The 20,204-nt window shown below is 53.1% G+C and carries 16 protein-coding genes; all 16 read right to left on the bottom strand.

The features are described from left to right. Positions 1–163: 163 nt before the first annotated feature. Positions 164–562: an 8-oxo-dGTP diphosphatase MutT gene (gene mutT / locus ACJHYO_RS21155; protein ID WP_000736047.1), complete on the bottom strand. Its 399-nt coding sequence runs from the start codon at positions 560–562 to the stop codon at positions 164–166. Positions 563–621: 59 nt separating this feature from the next. Further along, a complete protein-coding gene (gene secA, locus ACJHYO_RS21150) occupies positions 622–3,327 on the bottom strand; it encodes a preprotein translocase subunit SecA (protein WP_000905780.1) in 2,706 nt (901 codons plus the stop codon). A gap of 61 nt (positions 3,328–3,388) precedes the next feature. Then, complete coding sequence (gene secM / locus ACJHYO_RS21145) at positions 3,389–3,901, bottom strand: secA translation cis-regulator SecM (RefSeq protein ID WP_000014320.1); 513 nt, start codon at positions 3,899–3,901, stop codon at positions 3,389–3,391. Positions 3,902–4,131: 230 nt separating this feature from the next. Then, entirely contained in the window at positions 4,132–5,049 is a 918-nt protein-coding gene (gene lpxC / locus ACJHYO_RS21140) for a UDP-3-O-acyl-N-acetylglucosamine deacetylase (protein ID WP_000595482.1), read from the bottom strand. A 100-nt stretch (positions 5,050–5,149) separates the two neighbouring features. Continuing rightward, a complete protein-coding gene (gene ftsZ, locus ACJHYO_RS21135; protein ID WP_000462776.1) occupies positions 5,150–6,301 on the bottom strand; it encodes a cell division protein FtsZ in 1,152 nt (383 codons plus the stop codon). Positions 6,302–6,361: 60 nt separating this feature from the next. Further along, positions 6,362–7,624 carry a cell division protein FtsA gene (gene ftsA / locus ACJHYO_RS21130; protein WP_000588474.1) on the bottom strand — a complete coding sequence of 421 codons (1,263 nt, stop codon included), beginning with the start codon at positions 7,622–7,624 and terminating at the stop codon, positions 6,362–6,364. Beyond that, complete coding sequence (ftsQ, locus tag ACJHYO_RS21125) at positions 7,621–8,451, bottom strand: cell division protein FtsQ (protein ID WP_000075744.1); 831 nt, start codon at positions 8,449–8,451, stop codon at positions 7,621–7,623. Before ftsQ ends, ftsA begins: the two co-directional genes overlap by 4 nt. Position 8,452: 1 nt before the next feature. After that, on the bottom strand, positions 8,453–9,373 hold the full coding sequence (ddlB, locus tag ACJHYO_RS21120) for a D-alanine--D-alanine ligase (protein ID WP_000130042.1): 921 nt from the start codon (positions 9,371–9,373) through the stop codon (positions 8,453–8,455). Continuing rightward, entirely contained in the window at positions 9,366–10,841 is a 1,476-nt protein-coding gene (murC, locus tag ACJHYO_RS21115) for a UDP-N-acetylmuramate--L-alanine ligase (protein WP_001096048.1), read from the bottom strand. The genes ddlB and murC overlap by 8 nt, the downstream gene beginning before the upstream one ends. A 53-nt stretch (positions 10,842–10,894) precedes the next feature. Next, positions 10,895–11,962, bottom strand: a complete 1,068-nt coding sequence (murG, locus tag ACJHYO_RS21110) for an undecaprenyldiphospho-muramoylpentapeptide beta-N-acetylglucosaminyltransferase (protein WP_000016562.1) — start codon at positions 11,960–11,962, stop codon at positions 10,895–10,897. Beyond that, on the bottom strand, positions 11,959–13,203 hold the full coding sequence (gene ftsW, locus ACJHYO_RS21105) for a cell division protein FtsW (protein ID WP_001295532.1): 1,245 nt from the start codon (positions 13,201–13,203) through the stop codon (positions 11,959–11,961). The genes murG and ftsW overlap by 4 nt, the downstream gene beginning before the upstream one ends. Further along, positions 13,203–14,519 carry a UDP-N-acetylmuramoyl-L-alanine--D-glutamate ligase gene (murD, locus tag ACJHYO_RS21100; RefSeq protein WP_000796460.1) on the bottom strand — a complete coding sequence of 439 codons (1,317 nt, stop codon included), beginning with the start codon at positions 14,517–14,519 and terminating at the stop codon, positions 13,203–13,205. The genes ftsW and murD overlap by 1 nt, the downstream gene beginning before the upstream one ends. A 2-nt stretch (positions 14,520–14,521) precedes the next feature. Further along, positions 14,522–15,604, bottom strand: a complete 1,083-nt coding sequence (mraY, locus tag ACJHYO_RS21095) for a phospho-N-acetylmuramoyl-pentapeptide-transferase (RefSeq protein WP_000964131.1) — start codon at positions 15,602–15,604, stop codon at positions 14,522–14,524. Continuing rightward, complete coding sequence (gene murF, locus ACJHYO_RS21090) at positions 15,598–16,956, bottom strand: UDP-N-acetylmuramoyl-tripeptide--D-alanyl-D-alanine ligase (protein ID WP_000626679.1); 1,359 nt, start codon at positions 16,954–16,956, stop codon at positions 15,598–15,600. The genes mraY and murF overlap by 7 nt, the downstream gene beginning before the upstream one ends. Beyond that, positions 16,953–18,440 carry a UDP-N-acetylmuramoyl-L-alanyl-D-glutamate--2,6-diaminopimelate ligase gene (murE, locus tag ACJHYO_RS21085; protein ID WP_000775100.1) on the bottom strand — a complete coding sequence of 496 codons (1,488 nt, stop codon included), beginning with the start codon at positions 18,438–18,440 and terminating at the stop codon, positions 16,953–16,955. The genes murF and murE overlap by 4 nt, the downstream gene beginning before the upstream one ends. Next, a complete protein-coding gene (gene ftsI, locus ACJHYO_RS21080) occupies positions 18,427–20,193 on the bottom strand; it encodes a peptidoglycan glycosyltransferase FtsI (RefSeq protein WP_000642208.1) in 1,767 nt (588 codons plus the stop codon). The genes murE and ftsI overlap by 14 nt, the downstream gene beginning before the upstream one ends. Positions 20,194–20,204: the final 11 nt, after the last annotated feature.

Genomic DNA, 20,204 nt, shown 5'->3' with positions numbered 1-20,204 from the left:
TGCATGACCAGCCAGGTAATGATTTACAGCGGCAAGTTTTACTTCAAATGAATGTTTCATAAACTGCACCTTCAGATGTCAGATTATGTCCAACATTTGGGGTGCAGTTCAGCCAGCGTCGCATCAGGCATCGTGTGCAAATGTCGGATGCGGCGTGAACGCCTTATCCGACGTACACGCGCTTAAGCTTCGCAATTACCGGTTCATTGGCTGGCGGAAAATCATCGGCATTAAGACCGACCAGCGACATCCACTTACCGGGTTGCCCTTCTTTACCCCACGGCTCCCCTTCCCAGCTTTCGACCAGCCAGAACCACAGAGTTATATGCCTGTCCGGGAATTCATATTCCAGTTTTTCAAATAGCGAAAAATGTTGTGGGGTAATCCCGACTTCTTCCTGAAGTTCACGCACCACCGCCTGTTCCGGCGTTTCGCCCATTTCAACTTTACCGCCGGGAAACTCCAGTTTATTCGCCATGTGCGCATCTGCTGCGCGACGCGTTATAAAGATTTCATTGTTCTCGTTGCGAATAATACCTACCGCAATTTGCAGCTTTTTCATTGTCTTAAACCTATAAAAAAGGCGCAGAATCCTGCGCCTTTTACTTCAACTGTTAGCTTTTATTGCAGGCGGCCATGGCACTGCTTGTATTTTTTACCAGAACCACACGGGCAAGGATCGTTACGTCCTACTTTGCGTTCACCGGTTTGCGCCGCCAGTGCAGCTGCGGCTGCAGAGTCGTCATCCTGATGGCTAAGCTGCTGCATTTGCGCTAAACGCTCGGCTTCCATACGACGCTGTTGTTCCAGCTCCTCAACCTCTTCAGGCATACGTACCTGAACTTTGCTCAGCGTACTGATAACTTCATATTTCAACGACTCCAGCATCGCTGCAAACATGGAGAACGATTCACGTTTGTATTCCTGCTTCGGATCTTTCTGTGCATAGCCACGCAGGTGGATACCCTGACGCAGATAGTCCATCGCTGCCAAGTGCTCTTTCCACAGAGAGTCGAGAGTTTGCAGCATGACGCCTTTCTCGAAGTGACGCATCATCTCAGCACCAACCACTTCTTCTTTACGCTGATACACTTCGATGGACTGCGCCAGAATGCGCTCACGCAGCGTCTCTTCATGCAGTTCTGGTTCTTTATCCAGCCACTCGGCAATTGGTAAATCGAGGTCGAAATCGTTCTTCAGACGTTCCTGCAGCCCCGGAATATCCCACATTTCTTCCAGCGACTGTGGCGGAATGTAGGCATCAATGGTCGCTTTGAACACATCTTCACGAATGCTGTTGATGGTTTCGCTCACATCGCTGACATCCAGCAGTTCGTTACGCTGGGAGTAAATGGCGCGACGCTGATCGTTAGCCACGTCATCATATTCCAGCAGTTGCTTACGAATGTCGAAGTTACGGCTTTCAACTTTACGCTGGGCGTTGGCAATCGCTTTGGTCACCCACGGGTGCTCAATGGCTTCGCCTGGCTTCATACCCAGTTTACGCATCATGCCGGATACTCGGTCGGAAGCAAAAATACGCATCAGCGCATCTTCCATCGACAGGTAGAAACGGGAAGAACCAGCATCCCCCTGACGACCAGAACGACCGCGCAGCTGGTTATCGATACGACGGGATTCGTGACGTTCAGTACCGATGATATGCAGGCCACCTGCTGCCAGTACCGCATCGTGACGTACCTGCCAGTCGGCTTTAATTTTTTCAATTTGCTCTGCAGTCGGATTTTCCAGCGCGGCAACTTCTGCCTGCCAGCTACCACCGAGCACAATATCGGTACCACGACCCGCCATGTTGGTCGCGATAGTCACCGCAGCCGGATAACCTGCCTGAGCAACAATCGCCGCTTCGTTGGCATGGAATTTGGCGTTCAGGACGTTGTGCTTAATACCGGCTTTGGTCAGTTCATTTGACACCAGCTCCGATTTTTCGATGGAGATTGTACCCACCAGCACCGGCTGGCCTTTCGCAGTACGTTCTTTGATATCTTCAATGATCGCCTGAATTTTTTCCGCTTCAGTCATGTAGACCAGGTCCGGCAGATCTTTACGAATCATTGGACGGTTGGTCGGAACAACGACAGTATCCAGCTTATAGATGGAGCTGAATTCGAAAGCTTCGGTATCAGCAGTACCAGTCATCCCCGCCAGTTTTTCATACAGACGGAAGTAGTTCTGGAAGGTGATCGAAGCCAGCGTTTGGTTTTCATTCTGGATCTGCACACCTTCTTTCGCTTCCACAGCCTGGTGCAGACCATCAGACCAGCGACGGCCCTGCATGGTACGACCGGTGTGTTCGTCAACGATGATAACTTCACCATCTTTAACGATGTAGTCGACGTCGCGGGTAAACAGCGCATGAGCGCGCAGCGCCGCCGTTACGTGGTGCATCAGCATGATGTTGGCCGGAGAGTACAGAGACTCACCTTCATCCATGATGCCTTCTTTAACCAGCAGTTCTTCAATCAGAACCAGACCACGTTCGGTCAGGTTCACCTGGCGAGATTTTTCATCCACCGAGAAGTGGCCTTCGCCCTGGAAGGTTTCGGAGTCTTCTTTTTCCTGACGGATCAGGTGCGGAATAATTTTATTCACGCGTTTATACATTTCCGAGCTGTCTTCTGCTGGGCCGGAAATGATCAGCGGTGTACGCGCTTCATCGATGAGGATGGAGTCCACTTCGTCCACCAGCGCATAGTGCAGTTTACGTTGTACACGTTCTTCAGGGCTGAATGCCATGTTGTCGCGCAGGTAGTCAAAGCCGTATTCGTTGTTCGTACCGTAAGTGATGTCAGCAGCGTAGGCTTCACGCTTTGCCGGTGCTGGCATGCCCGGCAGGTTGATACCGACAGTCAGGCCAAGGAATTCAAACAGCGGACGGTTGTTTTCGGCGTCACGTTGCGCCAGGTAGTCGTTGACGGTAACTACGTGTACGCCTTTACCGGTTAGTGCGTTCAGGTAAGCAGGCAGCGTTGCGGTCAGGGTTTTACCTTCACCGGTACGCATTTCGGCGATGCAGCGTTCGTTAAGAACCATACCGCCGAGTAACTGAACGTCGAAGTGACGCATGCCAAAGACGCGCTTACTTGCCTCACGCACCACGGCGAAAGCTTCCGGGATCAGATTTTCCAGCACTTCGCCTTTTTCCAGACGCGCACGAAACTCTGCGGTTTTCCCTTTCAGTTCTTCGTCGGAGAGTTTTTCCATCTCCGGTTCCATGGCATTGATGATGTTGACCACTTTGCGCATCCGGCGCAGGGTGCGATCGTTACGACTACCGAAAACTTTAGTTAATAATTTGATTAGCATAATAAAATCTCAAACGCCCCGCGTTGCGGAGTTAATAAAATGAAGTAAAGGTTTATTGTTGTTAGCTGAGGCGTTGAGGGCCAGCACGGATGCCTTGCGCCTGGCTTATCCAGACGGGCGTGCTGAATTTTGCTTGTGGGGTAAAATGCGCATAATCAATGCGATAACCCTTTTCAGACGGCGTGCCTTCCTGGGTCAGAAGCGCGCTAAGCGTATCCAGTAATGCAAGATGTTGCGCCTGAAGAGGCAAAGATTCTTCAGCAACGGGCAGCGTTTGCGGTGCCATCGCGAAGGAAAGATGGCGGATTACCGTGCGAATGGCATGTTGATGCCAGTAATCAACGGAATAGTTCGAATTCGGGCGGCGCGTGTTCGCTTCCAGCAAGGCCAATTGACCAAAGTTAACTTTGGCTGAAGGCTCGTGGTTGCGGGTTGTCGCTTTTGCGGGCGCGTTTGGTTCGGCGGCATTGCTGAGTGCAGGCAAACCTAAACTCGCCGCGACCATCCCTAATAAGAGATGCGGCCAGAAGTAGCGTTTACCAAACTGTCGCCAGCGCGTCAGTATTCCACTCACGTTATTGCCATCCCGATCGTATTCAAACGTATTTAGCGCACAAATCTTATCATTAAAGCCTGAAGTCCACAGCACGAATGAAGATAAGTTGTGCGTAAAAGTGCTTAAGAAAACAGCGTTCGCACCGTTTTTTATAGCTCTTATAAAATTCAAAAAAAAACGACTGGTTCACCTGGCCGGAGAGAGTGCCAGATTTGCCAGTCGAATTTTATACGACAGTATAAATGTCGTTATGCCAGTACGGCTGAAGGCGCTTTGAAGGCCAACGGCAGTTCTGCGTCGTCCTGGAAGGTCACATATTCCCAGGCTTCCTGTTTCGCCAGGACAGCCTGCAGCAGTTTGTTATTCAGTGCATGACCGGATTTATAAGCGGTAAATGCACCAATAATATTGTGACCACACATGAACAAGTCACCGATCGCATCGAGCATTTTGTGACGCACAAATTCGTCTTCAAAACGCAGGCCGTCTTCGTTCAGTACGCGATAATCGTCAACAACGATGGCACAATCGAAGCTGCCGCCCAGGCACAAACCACGGGACTGCAGATATTCGATATCACGCATGAAACCGAACGTACGCGCACGGCTGATCTGGCGCATAAACGCATCAGCGGAGAAGTTCATCGCATAGCGCTGGTTGCTGGAATCAATAGCCGGATGGTTAAAATCGATGGTGAAATCCAGAGAAAAACCATTGTACGGCTTAAATTCAGCCCACTTATCGCCATCTTCGACACGAACAGTCTCTTTAATGCGAACAAATTTCTTGGCGCAGTTCAACTCGTCGATACCGGCGTCAAGCAGCAGGTATACAAACGGAGCGGCGCTGCCGTCCATGATCGGGATTTCCGGCGCGTTAACTTCGATAACAATGTTATCGATGCCCAGGCCCGCGAGAGCAGCATTGAGGTGCTCTACGGTTGAAATCCGCACATCATGCTCGTTGACCAGACACGTACAGAGCATGGTATCACGCACAGATTTGGCATCGGCCGGGAAATCTACCGGTGGATTCAAGTCGGTGCGACGATAGATGACCCCGGTGTTGGCCGGCGCAGGGCGTAACGTCAGGGTGACTTTCTTGCCGGTATGTAAACCGACACCCGTCGCCTGAACGATACGTTTAAGTGTCCTTTGTTTGATCATCGTATTATCTCGCCAAATTACCTATCCAACCGAAGTGTACTATACATTCGGCGGGCCAGTTTAGCACAAAGAGCCTCGAAACCCAAATTCCAGTCAATTCTTAATCAGCTTGCTTACGCAGGAATGCTGGGATATCCAGATAATCCGGCTCTTTCGCAGTTTGCGGCGCATTGTCATTCACGACTTTAGCAACCGGCTTCTGCTCCTGGGTCAGCGGAGCCATACCGTGCTGCTGGTAGCGATCCATCACTGGCTGCTGAACCTGCTTATTGGTCACCAGAGTGATTTCAGGACGTTTGTCCATGCCGATACCTGTCGCAACAACAGTTACGCGCAGCTCGTCATTCATATCCGGGTCAAGAGAAGTACCGATAACCACGGTCGCGTTGTCGGAAGCAAATGCACGGATGGTGTTACCTACCGTTTCGAACTCATCCAGACGCAGGTCGAAGCCCGCTGTGATGTTAACCAGCACGCCGCGTGCGCCAGACAGGTCGATATCTTCCAGCAGCGGAGAAGAGATAGCCATTTCAGCAGCTTCTTCCGCACGATCTTCACCGCTCGCCACACCAGAACCCATCATTGCGTAGCCCATTTCAGACATTACGGTGCGTACGTCTGCAAAGTCCACGTTCATCAAACCCGGACGAGTAATCAGTTCGGCGATACCTTGCACAGCGCCTTTCAGTACATCGTTCGCTGCGCCAAACGCATCCAGCAGGGAGATACCTCGGCCCAGAACTTTCAGCAGTTTGTCGTTCGGGATAGTGATCAGAGAGTCCACATGCTTGGACAGTTCAGTGATCCCCTGCTCCGCGAATGCCATACGCTTCTTGCCTTCAAAGTTGAAAGGCTTAGTGACGACAGCAACGGTCAGGATACCCAAATCTTTTGCCACTTCAGCGACGACTGGTGCTGCACCTGTACCGGTACCACCACCCATACCCGCAGCAATAAAGACCATGTCTGCACCTTCCAGCGCCGCACGCAGTGCATCGCGATCCTCATCAGCCGCATTGCGGCCAACTTCTGGATTAGCGCCAGCGCCCAGTCCTTTGGTGATACCGCTACCGATTTGAATCGTCTGTCCAACCGCTGTTTTACGCAGCGCTTGTGCATCGGTATTTACCGCGAAGAATTCAACACCTTCAATGCGCTCACGCACCATGTGTTCAACAGCATTACCGCCGCCGCCGCCGACGCCGATGACTTTAATCACCGCGTCATTGGTAAGTTCCATTGGTTCAAACATAGTTTCTCTCCGATTTGTGCCTGTCGCCTGAGGCCGTAATCATCGTCGGCCTCATAAAAATTAAAACTCTTTTCGCAGCCAACTATTGAGTCGCTTGATCCACGAGCCAACTGATGCTGTAACACGTTTTTCTACTTCAGCTTCACCGTTAAGATGTGACTCTTTCCCATAGTGAAGCAATCCCACCGCCGTCGAATAATACGGCTCCTGAGCATAATCCGTTAAACCGGTAATGTTCAGCGGCGCGCCGATACGCACTTGCGTATGAAACACGCGCTGAGCACAGGCTGCAAGACCTTCGATCTGCGCTGCGCCACCGGTTAATACAATGCCTGCCGCCAGGTGATGTTTAACCCCTTGTTGGCGAAGCTTTTCCTGCAACTGCAATATCTCTTCGTTGACCAGATTGAGCAGCTCGGTATAGCGCGGCTCGATCACCTCTGCCAGGGTCTGACGTTGTAGACTCCGCGGCGGACGACCGCCTACGCTCGGCACTTCCACGCTCTCATCTTTTCCAACGATGGAGCCCAGCGCACAACCGTGGCGAACTTTAATCGCTTCGGCGTCACTTGGCGGTGTGCCAAAGGCGTAAGCGATATCACTGGTCACGACATTGCCAGCATAAGGAATTACCTTCGTGTGGCGCAATGCCCCACCGGTATAAACGGCGATATCCATTGTACCACCACCGATATCAACGACGCAGACACCCAGTTCACGTTCATCTTCCGTCAATACCGAATAACTTGATGCCAGACCGGCAAATATCAGTTGGTCAACTTTCAGCCCACAACGTTCAACCGCTTTGACGATGTTTTTCGCCATATCATTGTGACATGTGATCAGGTGCACTTTTGCCTGCATCCGCACGCCCGAAAGCCCTACCGGATTCTTGATCCCTTCCTGATAGTCAATCGCATACTCTTGCGGGATCACATGCAACACACGATGCTCATCGCGCACACGCACCGATTTCGCGGTATGGACGACGTTTTCCACATCTTCTTGCGTCACTTCTTCTTCAGAAATAGGCACCATACCAATTTCATTCTGGCAGCTGATGTGCTTACCAGAAAGCGCCAGATATACCGAAGAGATCTGACAATCTGCCATCAATTCTGCCTGGTCAATGGCGCGTTGTACGCACTTGACCACGGATTCGAGGTCGTTCACCCCACCTTTATCCATACCACGCGACGGGCAACTACCCACGCCAATGATATTGACCATACCGTCGGGCAGAACTTCCCCTACTAAAGCGGCAACCTTCGCGGTACCAATCTCCAGTCCTACTACCAGTTTTCTGTCCGTCGCCTTGATCATTGTTGTTCTGCCTGTGCCTGATTTTGTTGCTGAGTAGATTCCTCTGGCGGCAAGGGCGCCCAGCCTACTGCCGCTCCAGAGTCATAACGCAAATCAACGTAGCTAATCCGTTTGCCATCGGTTTGCGCCTGCTGCTGTAAAACCGGATAAAGTTCTACAAAGCGAGCCAAACGTTTCATCGTATCGCCCCGACCAAGATTGAGCTTAATATCGTTATTCAGCGTCAACTGCCAGGAACGTCGCGCGGTCATCGCCGCTTCCTTCAGAGTAAATCTGTCCTTTGCCAGCATCTGCCCCATTTCGCGATAGCCCTGCAACACTTCATTGGCGCTGCCTTCCGGGCCATACAGCATTGGAAGCACCTGCTTGCTGGTGCGATCTGGCGGCACGCTGAAGGTGTTTCCTTCCGCGTCTACCATATGTTGATCATTCCACCGCGCAATCGGCACATATTCAACCAGATGAATCTTCAATTCATCAGGCCACTGCTTTCTGACGCTCACCTGCTTAATCCACGGCAGGCGTTGTTCTATTTGCGTCTGGATGATGTTGACATCCTGGGTCATAAAGGTACCTGGCTCACCCAATGCCAGGATCGACTGCCGGATATCGTCATTACGCGTGTAATGGCGTTCACCGGTCAACACCAGCTTTGAGAGCGGCAGGCGTTGCGCATCTTCCATCCAGCCCAACACGACCCAGCCGCTCACCAACACTGTCGTTAAAACGGTCAGCAGGAAAAGGATCCCCGCCAGACGCGTTCCATTATTGCGGCGAGAAGAAACCTCTTCTTCGCTATTTCGCGTGTTCAGAGCAGCCTGCGACATATTAGTCCGCCAGTTCCAGAATTCGTACTACCAACTGCGAGAAGCTCATACCTGCCTGACGTGCCGCCATCGGCACCAGACTGTGGCTGGTCATACCCGGTGAGGTATTGGCTTCCAGCAGATAAAACTGTCCATCACTGTCCAGCATAACGTCAATACGTCCCCATCCTTTGCAACCTAACGTCGTCCATGCTTTTAGCACTAATGCCTGCAAATTGGCCTCTTGTGACGCTTCCAGACCTGCGGGGCAGAAATACTGTGTCTCATCAGAGAGATACTTCGCCTCATAATCATAGAAGGTTCCGGCCGGTTGAATACGTATTGACGGTAAAATTTCTTCACCGAGTATCGCAACCGTGAACTCCGGCCCACTTAGCCATTTTTCAATCAATACTTCTTCATCGTGCTGAAATGCCAATCTTAATGCATCTTGTAGAGCATTTTCTGCTACTACTTTTGACATTCCCACACTGGAACCTTCGCGGCTCGGCTTAACGATAACCGGCAAACCCAGAGAAGAAATTTCTGCTAACTGCTTATCGTTAAGGCCTTTTTCAAACTCTGCGCGGGTTAACGCTACCCACGGCGCGACCGGTAAACCGGCACCCTGCCACAGAAGTTTGCTGCGTAGTTTATCCATTGAAAGCGCAGATGCCATCACTCCGCTGCCGGTATAAGGCAAGCCCATCAGCTCGAGCATGCCCTGCAGCGTACCATCTTCACCGCCGCGACCGTGTAGCGCGATAAACACTTTCTGAAAACCCATCGACTTCAGTTGCGTCACGTCGACTTCTTTCGGGTCGACAGGATACGCGTCAATACCGCCTTCACGCAGCCCGGCTAACACCGCTGCGCCAGAATTCAGAGAAACTTCCCGCTCAGCGGAGGTCCCGCCCAACAGGACCGCGATTTTATCAGTCATGTTGTTCTTCCTCCGGAGTTTGCGGCTTCAGTTTGATTTCAGCTAAAGAACGAGCAATTTTTCCGATATTACCAGCCCCCTGAACGAGAATCAGGTCGTTACCGGTTAATACCGGTGCCAGCATCTCGGCTACCTGCGCCGGGTCCGGCACCAGAATGGGATCAATTTTCCCACGTCCACGAATTGTGCGACACAGCGAACGGCTGTCCGCTCCCGGAATTGGCGCTTCACCAGCCGGATACACTTCCAGCATCAACAGGGTATCAACCTGCGTCAGCACATTGGCGAAATCATCATACAGGTCGCGCGTACGGGTAAAACGGTGCGGCTGAAACAGCATTACCAGGTTTTTATCCGGCCAGCCTGCGCGCGCCGCTTTAATAGTGGCGTCCACTTCCGTCGGGTGGTGGCCGTAGTCATCGACCAGCATTGCCGTACCGCTTTTTCCATTCACTGGCTCTAGCGGGAATTCACCGAGGAAATCGAAACGGCGCCCCGTCCCCTGGAAGCTTTCCAGCGCACGCAAAATAGCCTCGTCGTCAATTCCCTCTTCCGTAGCAACCGCAACCGCAGCTGCGGCGTTCAGCGCGTTATGACGACCTGGCGCATTCAGGGTGACGCGCATCGGCTCTTTGTCCTGGCGCAGCAGCGTAAAGTGCCCCTGCGGGCCAATCTGCTGATAATCTTCTACACGCACGTCGGCATCTTCGCTGAAGCCGTAAGTCGTGGTCTGACGTCCCACACGCGGTAACAATTCGCGGATCACCGGATCATCAACACACATCACCGCACGACCGTAAAACGGCAGGTTGTGCAGAAAATTAATAAAAGTCTGTTTTAAATTCTCAAAGTCGCCCTGGTAGGTATCCATGTGGTCGGCTTCGATATTGGTGACAATCGCCACCATCGGTTGCAGATGCAGGAACGATGCATCACTCTCATCTGCTTCGGCAATCAGGTACCGACCATGCCCCAAACGCGCATGAACCCCCGCCGCTTTTACCAGCCCACCGTTAACGAAGGTTGGGTCGAGTCCCGCTTCTGCGTAGATGCTAGAAACCATCGCGGTGGTTGTCGTTTTGCCGTGTGTTCCGGCAATGGCGATGCCATGACGAAAACGCATTAACTCAGCCAGCATTTCAGCACGACGGATCACCGGAATACGCGCTTCATGAGCTGCAACAATTTCCGGGTTATCGGCAGAAATCGCGCTGGAAACAACGACCACGCTGGCATCACGTACGTTTTCCGGGCGATGGTTGAAATAAATCGTCGCTCCCAGATTCATTAACTGCTGCGTGACCGGATTTGGCGCTAAATCGGAACCACTGATCTGATAACCTTCATTGGCCAGAACTTCGGCAATACCGCCCATACCGGCACCACCGATGCCGACAAAATGTATGTGCCGAACGCGACGCATTTCGGGCACGATGGAACGCAGTTTTGCCAATTGTTGTGTATTCATTCTTTACGCCATTAACTTCTTAAATTCATACGATGCAAAAGGCATCGCTACAATTACGCCCGGGCAGCCCGGCTCACTTCATTTGCCACTCGCTCGGTGGCATCCGGAATGGATGCAGCGCGGGCGCGTTCTGCCATGGTTAATAAGATTTCTCGCGACCACCCGGCCAGGGTGTTGGCGACAGCATCCACGCTAAGCTGTGACTGCTCGATAATTTTGGCTGCGCCCGCTTTTTCCAGCGGTAGCGCATTCCAGTATTGCTGACGGTCTTTATGTTGAAACGGCACAAACAACGCCGGTAGTCCTGCCGCGGCGATTTCACTCACCGTTAACGCACCGGAGCGGCAAACGACGACATCCGCCCACGCATACGCCGCCGCCATATCATCAATAAATTCCGTCACTTTATGCTGCGGTTGCCCCGCTTCGGCATACGCCTGTTCAACGGATTGTTGCGAACCTTTGCCGCTCTGATGCCAGATAGTGACTGAATCACCCAGTTTCGCAGCAACCTGCGGCATTGTCTGATTAAGAATGCGTGCGCCCTGGGAACCACCCACTACCAACACACGAACCGGACCTTCACGTCCAGCCAAACGTTGCTGCGGCAACGGCAGCGCCAGCACATCGGTACGCACCGGGTTACCCACCACTTCCGCATTAGGAAAAGCACCTGGAAACGCCTGCATCACTTTGGTAGCAATCTTCGCCAGCCATTTATTGGTTAAGCCCGCAATACCGTTTTGTTCATGAAGTACAACCGGAATGCCTAACGACCACGCGGCCAGACCACCTGGACCTGATACATAGCCGCCCATACCGAGCACCACGTCAGGTTTGTACGCTTTCATAATCGCCCGCGCCTGACGCCAGGCGTTGAAGATACGCAGCGGCGCAGCTATCAGTGCTTTTATACCTTTTCCACGCAGACCAGAGATACGAATGAAATCAATTTCGATGCCATGTTTTGGCACTAAGTCCGCTTCCATACGGTCGGCAGTCCCCAGCCAGCGAACTTGCCAACCCTGAGCCATTAGATGGTGCGCAACCGCCAGCCCCGGGAATACATGTCCACCGGTTCCGCCTGCCATCACCATTAATCGCTTCCCTTGACCACTCATCGTGAACCTCGTACAAACGCCTGCGCTTTCTCCAGACGCGTTTCATAATCAATACGCAACAGCATCATGATGGCTGTCGACATAATCAGTAAGCTCGAACCACCGTAACTGATCAGCGGCAATGTCAGACCTTTGGTCGGTAACATCCCCGCCGCCGCGCCTACGTTAACCAGCGCCTGGAAACTAAACCAGATACCAATAGAACAGGCGAGAAAACCGGAAAAACGGTGGTCAATTTCTAATGCTTTGCGGCCAATCGACATCGCGCGAAAAGCGACGAAGAATACCATTAAAAGTGCCAGCACCACACCGACATACCCCAGTTCTTCGCCGATAATGGCGAAAATAAAGTCAGTATGCGCTTCCGGCAGATACTCCAGTTTTTGTACCGAGTTACCTAAACCTTGTCCCCACAGTTCACCGCGACCAAACGCCATCAACGATTGCGTTAACTGATAGCCGCTGCCAAAGGGATCTTCCCACGGGTTCCAGAATGCGGTAACACGGCGGATACGGTACGGTTCGGCGAGGATCAGCAACACAACCGCTGAAATGCCCATACCGATAATGGCAATGAACTGCCACAATTTCGCTCCTGCCAGGAACAACATCGCCAGCGTAGTCACAAACAACACCACCACCGTACCAAGGTCTGGCTGTGCCAGCAGTAACACTGCCAACACCAGAATTACGCCCATCGGTTTCAGGAAGCCGCGCAGGTTATTACGTACTTCGTCGCCTTTACGCACCAGATAGTTGGCGATATAGCAAAACAGCGACAGTTTTGTCAGCTCCGCAGGCTGGATACGCAGCAAACCGAGATCGATCCAACGCGATGCCCCTTTAACCGAGCTACCCACTACCAGAACGATCATCAGCAGGATGATAGATCCGAGCAGCATCGTGGCACTGTAGCGTTGCCAGAACTCCATCGGCAGACGCAGCGTAATGATCGCCAGAATGAATGCCAGGATCAGATAGACGCCATCACGCTTCGCGAAGAAGAACGGATCGTTGGTTAAGCGTTGCCCTATGGGCATTGACGCCGAGGTCACCATGATAAAGCCAATCGCCGCGAGGCCGAAGGTCAGCCACAGTAAGGTGCGATCGTACATGATCAGGCTGTCGGTATCTTTTTCCCGCGAGCCCATCACCCAGCCCTTTAGCGCCGTGGAGATCCAGACCAGAATACTGAATCCTGGCAGGCGCGGCATTTTCAGGCGAGGGAGAGATAAACGCATCAACCTAACTCCTTCGCCAGACGGGCAAACTCATTGCCTCGTTGTTCAAAGTTCTTGAATTGATCAAGGCTGGCACAGGCCGGGGAGAGCAGAACCATATCGCCCGGCTGAACACGCGGAGCCAGCAAGCGCATCGCCTGTTCCATGGTTTCGGTTTGTTCTGCCACTTCCGGGCGTAGCGCCGCCAGCTGCGCGCCGTCCCGACCGAAACAATACAGACGTACATTATCGCCATTCAGGTAACGCGCCAGTGGGCTAAAGTCCGCCGATTTACCATCGCCCCCCAGCAACAAATGCAGCGTGCCGTCTACGTGCAGGCCATTCAGCGCCGCTTCCGTACTGCCGACGTTGGTCGCTTTTGAATCGTTAACCCAGCGCACACCGTTATGCTCCAGCACAACTTCAAAGCGATGCGGCAGACCAGTGAATGTGGTTAACGCTTTCAGGCTGCTGGCACGCGGTAACCCTGCGGCATCTGCCAGCGCCAGCGCCGCCAGCGCATTGGTGTAGTTATGCTGCCCGGAAAGTTTCATTTCTTTCACGTTCAGCACTTTCTCGCCTTTCACCCGCAGCCAGGTTTCGCCCTGCTGATGATTCAGGTGATAGTCGCCCATGTTGACGCCAAAGCTGACGCAGCGTTCATCCGCACCGCGAATCGGCATTGTTAAGGCATCATCAGCATTAACCACGCAAACTTTTGCGTTTTCGTAAATGCGCAGTTTTGCTGCACGATACTGTTGTAAACCAAACGGATAGCGATCCATATGATCTTCAGTCACGTTCAGAATGGTCGCTGCTACCGCCTGTAAGCTGGAGGTGGTTTCCAGCTGGAAGCTCGACAGTTCCAGCACGTACAGTTCGCACTCATCATCCAACAGCATCAACGCAGGCAGGCCAATATTGCCACCCACACCAACGTTAACCCCCGCCGCTTTCGCCATTTCACCCACTAGCGTGGTGACCGTGCTTTTGCCGTTAGAACCGGTAATCGCCACAATCGGTGCTTGTGCTTCACGACAGAACAGCTCGATATCGCCAACGATTTCGATTCCGGCATCAGCGGCAGCGCTTAAGGATGGATGCGCCAGTGCAATACCGGGACTGGCGACAATCAGATCTGCCGCCATCAGCCATTCATCATTCAGACCGCCCGTGTGGCGTTCTACGGCTTCGGGTAATTTATCCAGGCCAGGCGGTGTCATACGCGTATCCATAACGCGCGGCGTCACACCGCGAGCGAGGAAAAAGTCCACGCAAGAAAGCCCGGTGAGGCCCAGGCCGATAATGACGACATTTTTACCCTGGTAATCAGCCATGATTAACGTACCTTCAGCGTTGCCAGACCAATCAGGACCAGCATCAGCGAAATAATCCAGAAACGCACAATGACGCGCGGTTCCGGCCAGCCTTTCAGTTCATAGTGGTGATGAATCGGTGCCATGCGGAAAATACGTTGTCCGCGCAGTTTAAAGGAGCCGACCTGCAGGATGACGGAAAGCGTTTCTACCACGAACACGCCCCCCATAATCACCAGCAGGAATTCCTGACGCAGCAGTACGGCGATAATACCTAACGCACCACCTAACGCCAGCGAACCTACATCGCCCATAAAGACCTGCGCCGGATAGGTGTTAAACCACAGGAAGCCCAGCCCTGCCCCGACTATCGCGGTACAGACAATGACCAGTTCCCCGGCGTGTCGTAGATACGGTATGTGTAAATAGCTGGCAAAGTTCATGTTGCCGGTCGCCCACGCCACCAGCGCAAAACCACCGGCGACAAATACGGTCGGCATAATTGCCAGACCGTCGAGACCATCGGTCAGGTTTACCGCGTTGCCAGTACCCACAATGACAAAGTAAGCCAGCAGAATGTAGAACAGCCCCAGTTGCGGCATCACATCTTTAAAGAACGGAACCACCAGCTGCGTTGCGGGCGTGTCTTTGCCGGCAAGGTACAGCGCGAAGGCAACACCCAGTGCAATGACCGACATCCAGAAATACTTCCAACGGGCAATCAGGCCCTTGGTGTCTTTACGCACCACTTTGCGATAATCATCAACAAAGCCAATAACACCATAACCTACCAGCACCACCAGTACGCACCAGACGTACGGATTGGACGGGTAAGCCCACAGCAGCACGGAGATCACAATCGCCGTCAGGATCATTATCCCGCCCATGGTCGGTGTACCGCGCTTGCTGAAGTGTGATTCAGGACCGTCGTTACGCACCACCTGACCAAAGGAAAGTTTTTGCAAATGAGCAATCATACGCGGGCCCATCCACAATGAGATGAACAGCGCGGTCAGCAGGCTGACGATGGCGCGAAACGTCAGATAGGAAAAGACGTTAAAGCCGGAATAATATTTGACCAAATGTTCGGCCAGCCAAACTAACATGTCCCATTCTCCTGTAAAGCGCGTACTACCTCTTCCATGGCAGCACTACGTGAACCCTTAACTAAAATCGTAATTACCTGTTGCTCAGCAATCAGTGATTTAAGACGCGCGATAAGCGCAGTTTTATCGGAAAAATGTTCGCCAACGCCGCTGGCGGTGCTGATAGCATGGCTTTGTTTACCCACACTTAACACGCAGTCAATACCAGCAGCTTTTGCCGCTTCGCCCACCTGTACATGGCAGGCTTCGCTTTCAGCGCCCAGTTCCGCCATATCGCCCACCACCAGCACGCGGTAGCCCGGCATTTCAGCCAGAACCTGAACAGCGGCGGTCATTGAACCGACATTGGCGTTGTAGGAGTCGTCGAGCAGCAACTGGTTTTCTGCCAGTTTTATGGGGAACAGACGGCCTGGAACAGCTTTCAGATTTGCCAGCCCCGCTTTGATAGCATCAAGCGTTGCGCCCACGGACATGGAGAGCGCAGCGGCTGCCAGCGCATTCGCAATATTGTGACGCCCCGGCAACGGCAGCAGAACATCGACGCTACCTGTAGGGGTTTGCAGGGTAAATTCCGTACCGTGCGAGGTTACATGGATATTGGTGGCGGTGAAATCGCTGTTGGCGGCATTAGGTGAGAAACGCCACACTTTGCGTGAGCCAATTACGCTCTGCCAGTTCAGCCAGTCGTTGTTGTCGGCGTTCATAATGGCGATACCGTTTTCCGGCAGGCCGCTAAAGATTTCACCTTTCGCTTTCGCGACACCCGCAAGCGAGCCAAAACCTTCCAAATGCGCCGCTGCCAGGTTGTTGACCAGCGCCGCTTCCGGGCGAGTCAGACTCACAGTCCAGGCAATTTCACCCTGATGGTTCGCGCCAAGTTCAATAACTGCGTAATCGTATTCCGGCGTTAAGCGCAACAGCGTCATCGGTACACCGATGTCGTTATTGAGATTGCCTGCCGTATAAAGTGTGTTGCCGCACTGGCTTAAAATTGCCGCCGTCATCTCTTTAACGGAGGTTTTGCCGGAGGAACCTGTCAGAGCAACCACGCGCGCCGGAACTTGCTGGCGAACCCATGCAGCCAGTTCACCAAACGCCAGACGCGTATCCTTGACGATTAACTGCGGCAGATCAATATCCAGCGGACGGCTAACCAGTAGTGCGCCTGCGCCGCCAGCTTTCGCCTGGTCGGCAAAATCATGAGCATCGAAACGTTCGCCTTTCAGGGCAACAAACAGGCAGCCCGGCGTCAGTTTTCGCGTGTCAGTGGTTACAGCATCAAGGGTAATATCTGCACCTTGCAGTTCACCGTTGAGAATATCGGTAAGTTGGCTAAGGGTTACGCTAATCATGCAATCACCCCCAGCAGACGCGCCACCGTGACGCGATCGGAGTAGTCCAGACGCTGATTGCCAACAATCTGGTAATCCTCATGGCCTTTGCCCGCGACCAGTACCACATCATTCTCTTTAGCCTGCATAACGGCGCAAGTCACCGCTTCAGCACGGCCTTCCATCACTTTGGCATATCCGGCATCTAACATTCCCGCCAGAATATCGTTGATGATGGCACGAGGCTCTTCGGTACGCGGGTTATCGTCCGTCACCACCGCCACGTCAGCAAACTCTTCAGCAATTGCGCCCATCAGTGGACGTTTGCCTTTATCACGATCGCCACCGCAGCCAAAGACGCACCACAGCTTGCCCGCACAGTGCAGGCGCGCCGCCTGTAAGGCTTTTTCCAGTGCATCCGGCGTATGCGCGTAATCCACCACCACCGTCGGTTTGCCTGGTGCAGTGAACACTTCCATACGTCCGCAAACCGGTTGCAGACGCGCGGCGGTTTTCAGCAAATCAGCCAGCGGATAGCCGAGTGCCAGCAGTGTCGCCAGCGCCAGCAGCAGGTTGCTGACGTTGAATGCGCCCATCAGGCGACTTTCAATTTCCCCATCGCCCCAACTCGAGCTAAAGCGAATGGTCGCACCGCTGTCGTGATAGTTCACGTCGGTCGCTTTCAACCAGCGTCCGTGACAGTTCGGATTGATATGATCTTCCATTGATACCGCAACCGCGTCCGGCAGTTTTGCCAGCCAGCGGCGGCCCACTTCATCGTCGGCGTTAATAATCGCCTGACCGCAATGATGTGCAGAATAAAGCAGCCATTTCGCGGCTTCGTAGTGTTCCATATCACCATGATAATCAAGGTGATCTCGGCTTAAGTTGGTAAAGACCGACGCCGCAAATTTCAATGCCGCCACACGGTGTTGTACCAGCCCGTGGGATGAAACTTCCATTGCGCAAAAAGTCGCGCCCTGATCCACCAGCCCCGCCAGCTCATGCTGAACATCGACTGCCGAACCGGTGGTATTTTCTGTCGGGATCACTTTCCCCAGCAGGCCGTTACCAACGGTGCCCATTACCGCGCTGGTTTCGCCAAGCAGTTGGCTCCACTGCGCCAACAGCTGGGTAGTCGTGGTTTTGCCGTTGGTGCCCGTTACGCCCACGAGACGTAAATTGTCAGAGGGTTCATGGTAAAAGCGGCCCGCCAGTGCAGATAAACGCTCGTTGAGCTGGCTGAGATAGATGACCGGTACGCCGTGCATTTCACGGATTTCACCGTCGGTCGCCTCATCTTTCGCCTCTGCAATAATGGCAGCCACACCTTGCGCTATCGCCTGCGGGATATATCGACGCCCGTCCGCCTGATGACCTACTACAGCTACAAAGAGATCGCCCGCCGCAGCCACACGGCTGTCGAGTGTCATCTCTCGCAGTGCTCGCGAAGGTGCGTCTGGCACCCACGGAGCAAGAAGGTCGCGCAAATTACGATCTGCCACCTGTACCCTCGCCTTGATTAATCACAAATTCATTTTTATCGCCCGTTGTCAGCGCATCCGGCTCGATGTTCATGGTACGCAATACGCCGCCCATGATGGCACCAAAGACCGGCGCGGAAACGGCGCCGCCGTAGTATTTACCCGCCTGCGGATCGTTGATAACAACAACCAGCGCGAAGCGCGGCTGACTCGCAGGCGCAACGCCTGCGGTATAAGCAATATATTTATTGATGTAGCGACCGTCCGGCCCGACCTTTTTCGCGGTACCGGTTTTAATGGCGATACGATAGCCTTTAATCGCCGCCTTCACGCCGCCGCCGCCCGGTAGCGCCACGCTTTCCATCATATGCACCACGGTGCGAACAATGGATTCCGGGAAGACACGTTCACCGGGAACCGGGGGGTCAACTTTGGTAATCGACAGTGGGCGATAAATGCCGTAGCTGCCGATAGTTGCGTAGACTCGCGCTAACTGTAACGGTGTTACCATTAGCCCGTAGCCGAAAGAGAAGGTGGCCCTCTCTATGTCAGACCACCGTTGTTTTTGAGGATATAAGCCACTGCGTTCTCCGACCAACCCCAAATTGGTCGCTTTTCCCAGTCCAAAACGTGAGTAAGTATCTACTAACGCTGAGGACGGCATCGCTAACGCCAGTTTGGAAACACCGACGTTACTCGACTTCTGTAATACCCCGGTCAGGGTTAATTCGCTGTAGCGCGCCACGTCTTTGATTTCGTGGCCGTTAATTCGATAAGGAACGGTATTGAGTACCGAGTTTTCCCGCACCACGCCACGTTGCAACGCGGTCATCACCACCATCGGTTTAACCGTTGAGCCCGGTTCAAACACGTCGGTGATGGTACGGTTACGCATCGCTTCTTTCGGCGTGCCGCTCAGATTATTTGGGTTGTATGACGGGCTGTTAGCCATCGCCAGCACTTCACCGGTGTTGACATCCACCAGCACGGCGCTACCAGATTCAGCCTTGTTAAAGGCCACTGCGTTGTTCAGTTCGCGATAAACCAGCGCCTGCAGGCGTTCATCAATACTCAGCGTCAGGTTGTGCGCTGCCTGGCTGTCAGTAGAAGAAATATCTTCAATTACGCGACCATAGCGGTCTTTACGCACAATGCGCTCACCCGGCTGCCCGGTAAGCCATTTATCGAAACTCTTCTCGACACCCTCAATCCCTTGGCTATCGACGTTAGTAAAACCGATGAGGTGAGCAGTCACTTCGCCGGATGGATAATAACGGCGAGATTCTTCACGCAGATGAATCCCCGGCAGTTTCAGTTTTTTGATGTAGTCCGCCATGTCAGGGTTTACCTGACGCGCCAGATAAATAAAGCGCCCTTTCGGGTTGGCGTTAATGCGGGCTGAGAGCTGATCCAGCGGAATATTGAGCGCGTTAGCCAGCGCCTTCCAGCGATCACCGACGCTGATACCGCCAGCGTCATGCACTTCTTTCGGGTCAGCCCAAATCGCTTTAACCGGCACGCTCACCGCTAACGGGCGACCAGAACGGTCAGTAATCATGCCGCGGGAGGTGGAAACTTGCTGAACGCGAAGAGAACGCATGTCGCCCTCTTTCACCAGCATATCCGGGGAGATAACTTGTAACCACGCTACGCGTCCGAGCAGAAAAGCCAGCGCCAGGAGAATACAGCCGCATAACAACGCAAAACGCCAACTGATAAAGTTGGCATGTTCTTCCTGACGTTTTGGTTTCTGCGTTTTCGCCGCTGCTTTCATGCGTCGCGTTT

Origin of the sequence: Escherichia sp. WS1118, assembly GCF_046487695.1 — a bacterium.
Taxonomy (GTDB): Bacteria; Pseudomonadota; Gammaproteobacteria; order Enterobacterales; family Enterobacteriaceae; genus Escherichia; species Escherichia coli.
The sequence above is the reverse complement of the archived record's forward strand: the minus strand, read 5'-3'. Positions and strand labels throughout refer to the sequence as shown.

Coding starts and splice junctions, on each gene's coding strand:
- mutT (WP_000736047.1), bottom strand. CDS start 562: ATGAAAAAGCTGCAAATTGCGGTAGGTATTATTCGCAACGAGAACAAT.
- secA (WP_000905780.1), bottom strand. CDS start 3,327: ATGCTAATCAAATTATTAACTAAAGTTTTCGGTAGTCGTAACGATCGC.
- lpxC (WP_000595482.1), bottom strand. CDS start 5,049: ATGATCAAACAAAGGACACTTAAACGTATCGTTCAGGCGACGGGTGTC.
- ftsZ (WP_000462776.1), bottom strand. CDS start 6,301: ATGTTTGAACCAATGGAACTTACCAATGACGCGGTGATTAAAGTCATC.
- ftsA (WP_000588474.1), bottom strand. CDS start 7,624: ATGATCAAGGCGACGGACAGAAAACTGGTAGTAGGACTGGAGATTGGT.
- ftsQ (WP_000075744.1), bottom strand. CDS start 8,451: ATGTCGCAGGCTGCTCTGAACACGCGAAATAGCGAAGAAGAGGTTTCT.
- ddlB (WP_000130042.1), bottom strand. CDS start 9,373: ATGACTGATAAAATCGCGGTCCTGTTGGGCGGGACCTCCGCTGAGCGG.
- murC (WP_001096048.1), bottom strand. CDS start 10,841: ATGAATACACAACAATTGGCAAAACTGCGTTCCATCGTGCCCGAAATG.
- murG (WP_000016562.1), bottom strand. CDS start 11,962: ATGAGTGGTCAAGGGAAGCGATTAATGGTGATGGCAGGCGGAACCGGT.
- ftsW (WP_001295532.1), bottom strand. CDS start 13,203: ATGCGTTTATCTCTCCCTCGCCTGAAAATGCCGCGCCTGCCAGGATTC.
- murD (WP_000796460.1), bottom strand. CDS start 14,519: ATGGCTGATTACCAGGGTAAAAATGTCGTCATTATCGGCCTGGGCCTC.
- mraY (WP_000964131.1), bottom strand. CDS start 15,604: ATGTTAGTTTGGCTGGCCGAACATTTGGTCAAATATTATTCCGGCTTT.
- murF (WP_000626679.1), bottom strand. CDS start 16,956: ATGATTAGCGTAACCCTTAGCCAACTTACCGATATTCTCAACGGTGAA.
- ftsI (WP_000642208.1), bottom strand. CDS start 20,193: ATGAAAGCAGCGGCGAAAACGCAGAAACCAAAACGTCAGGAAGAACAT.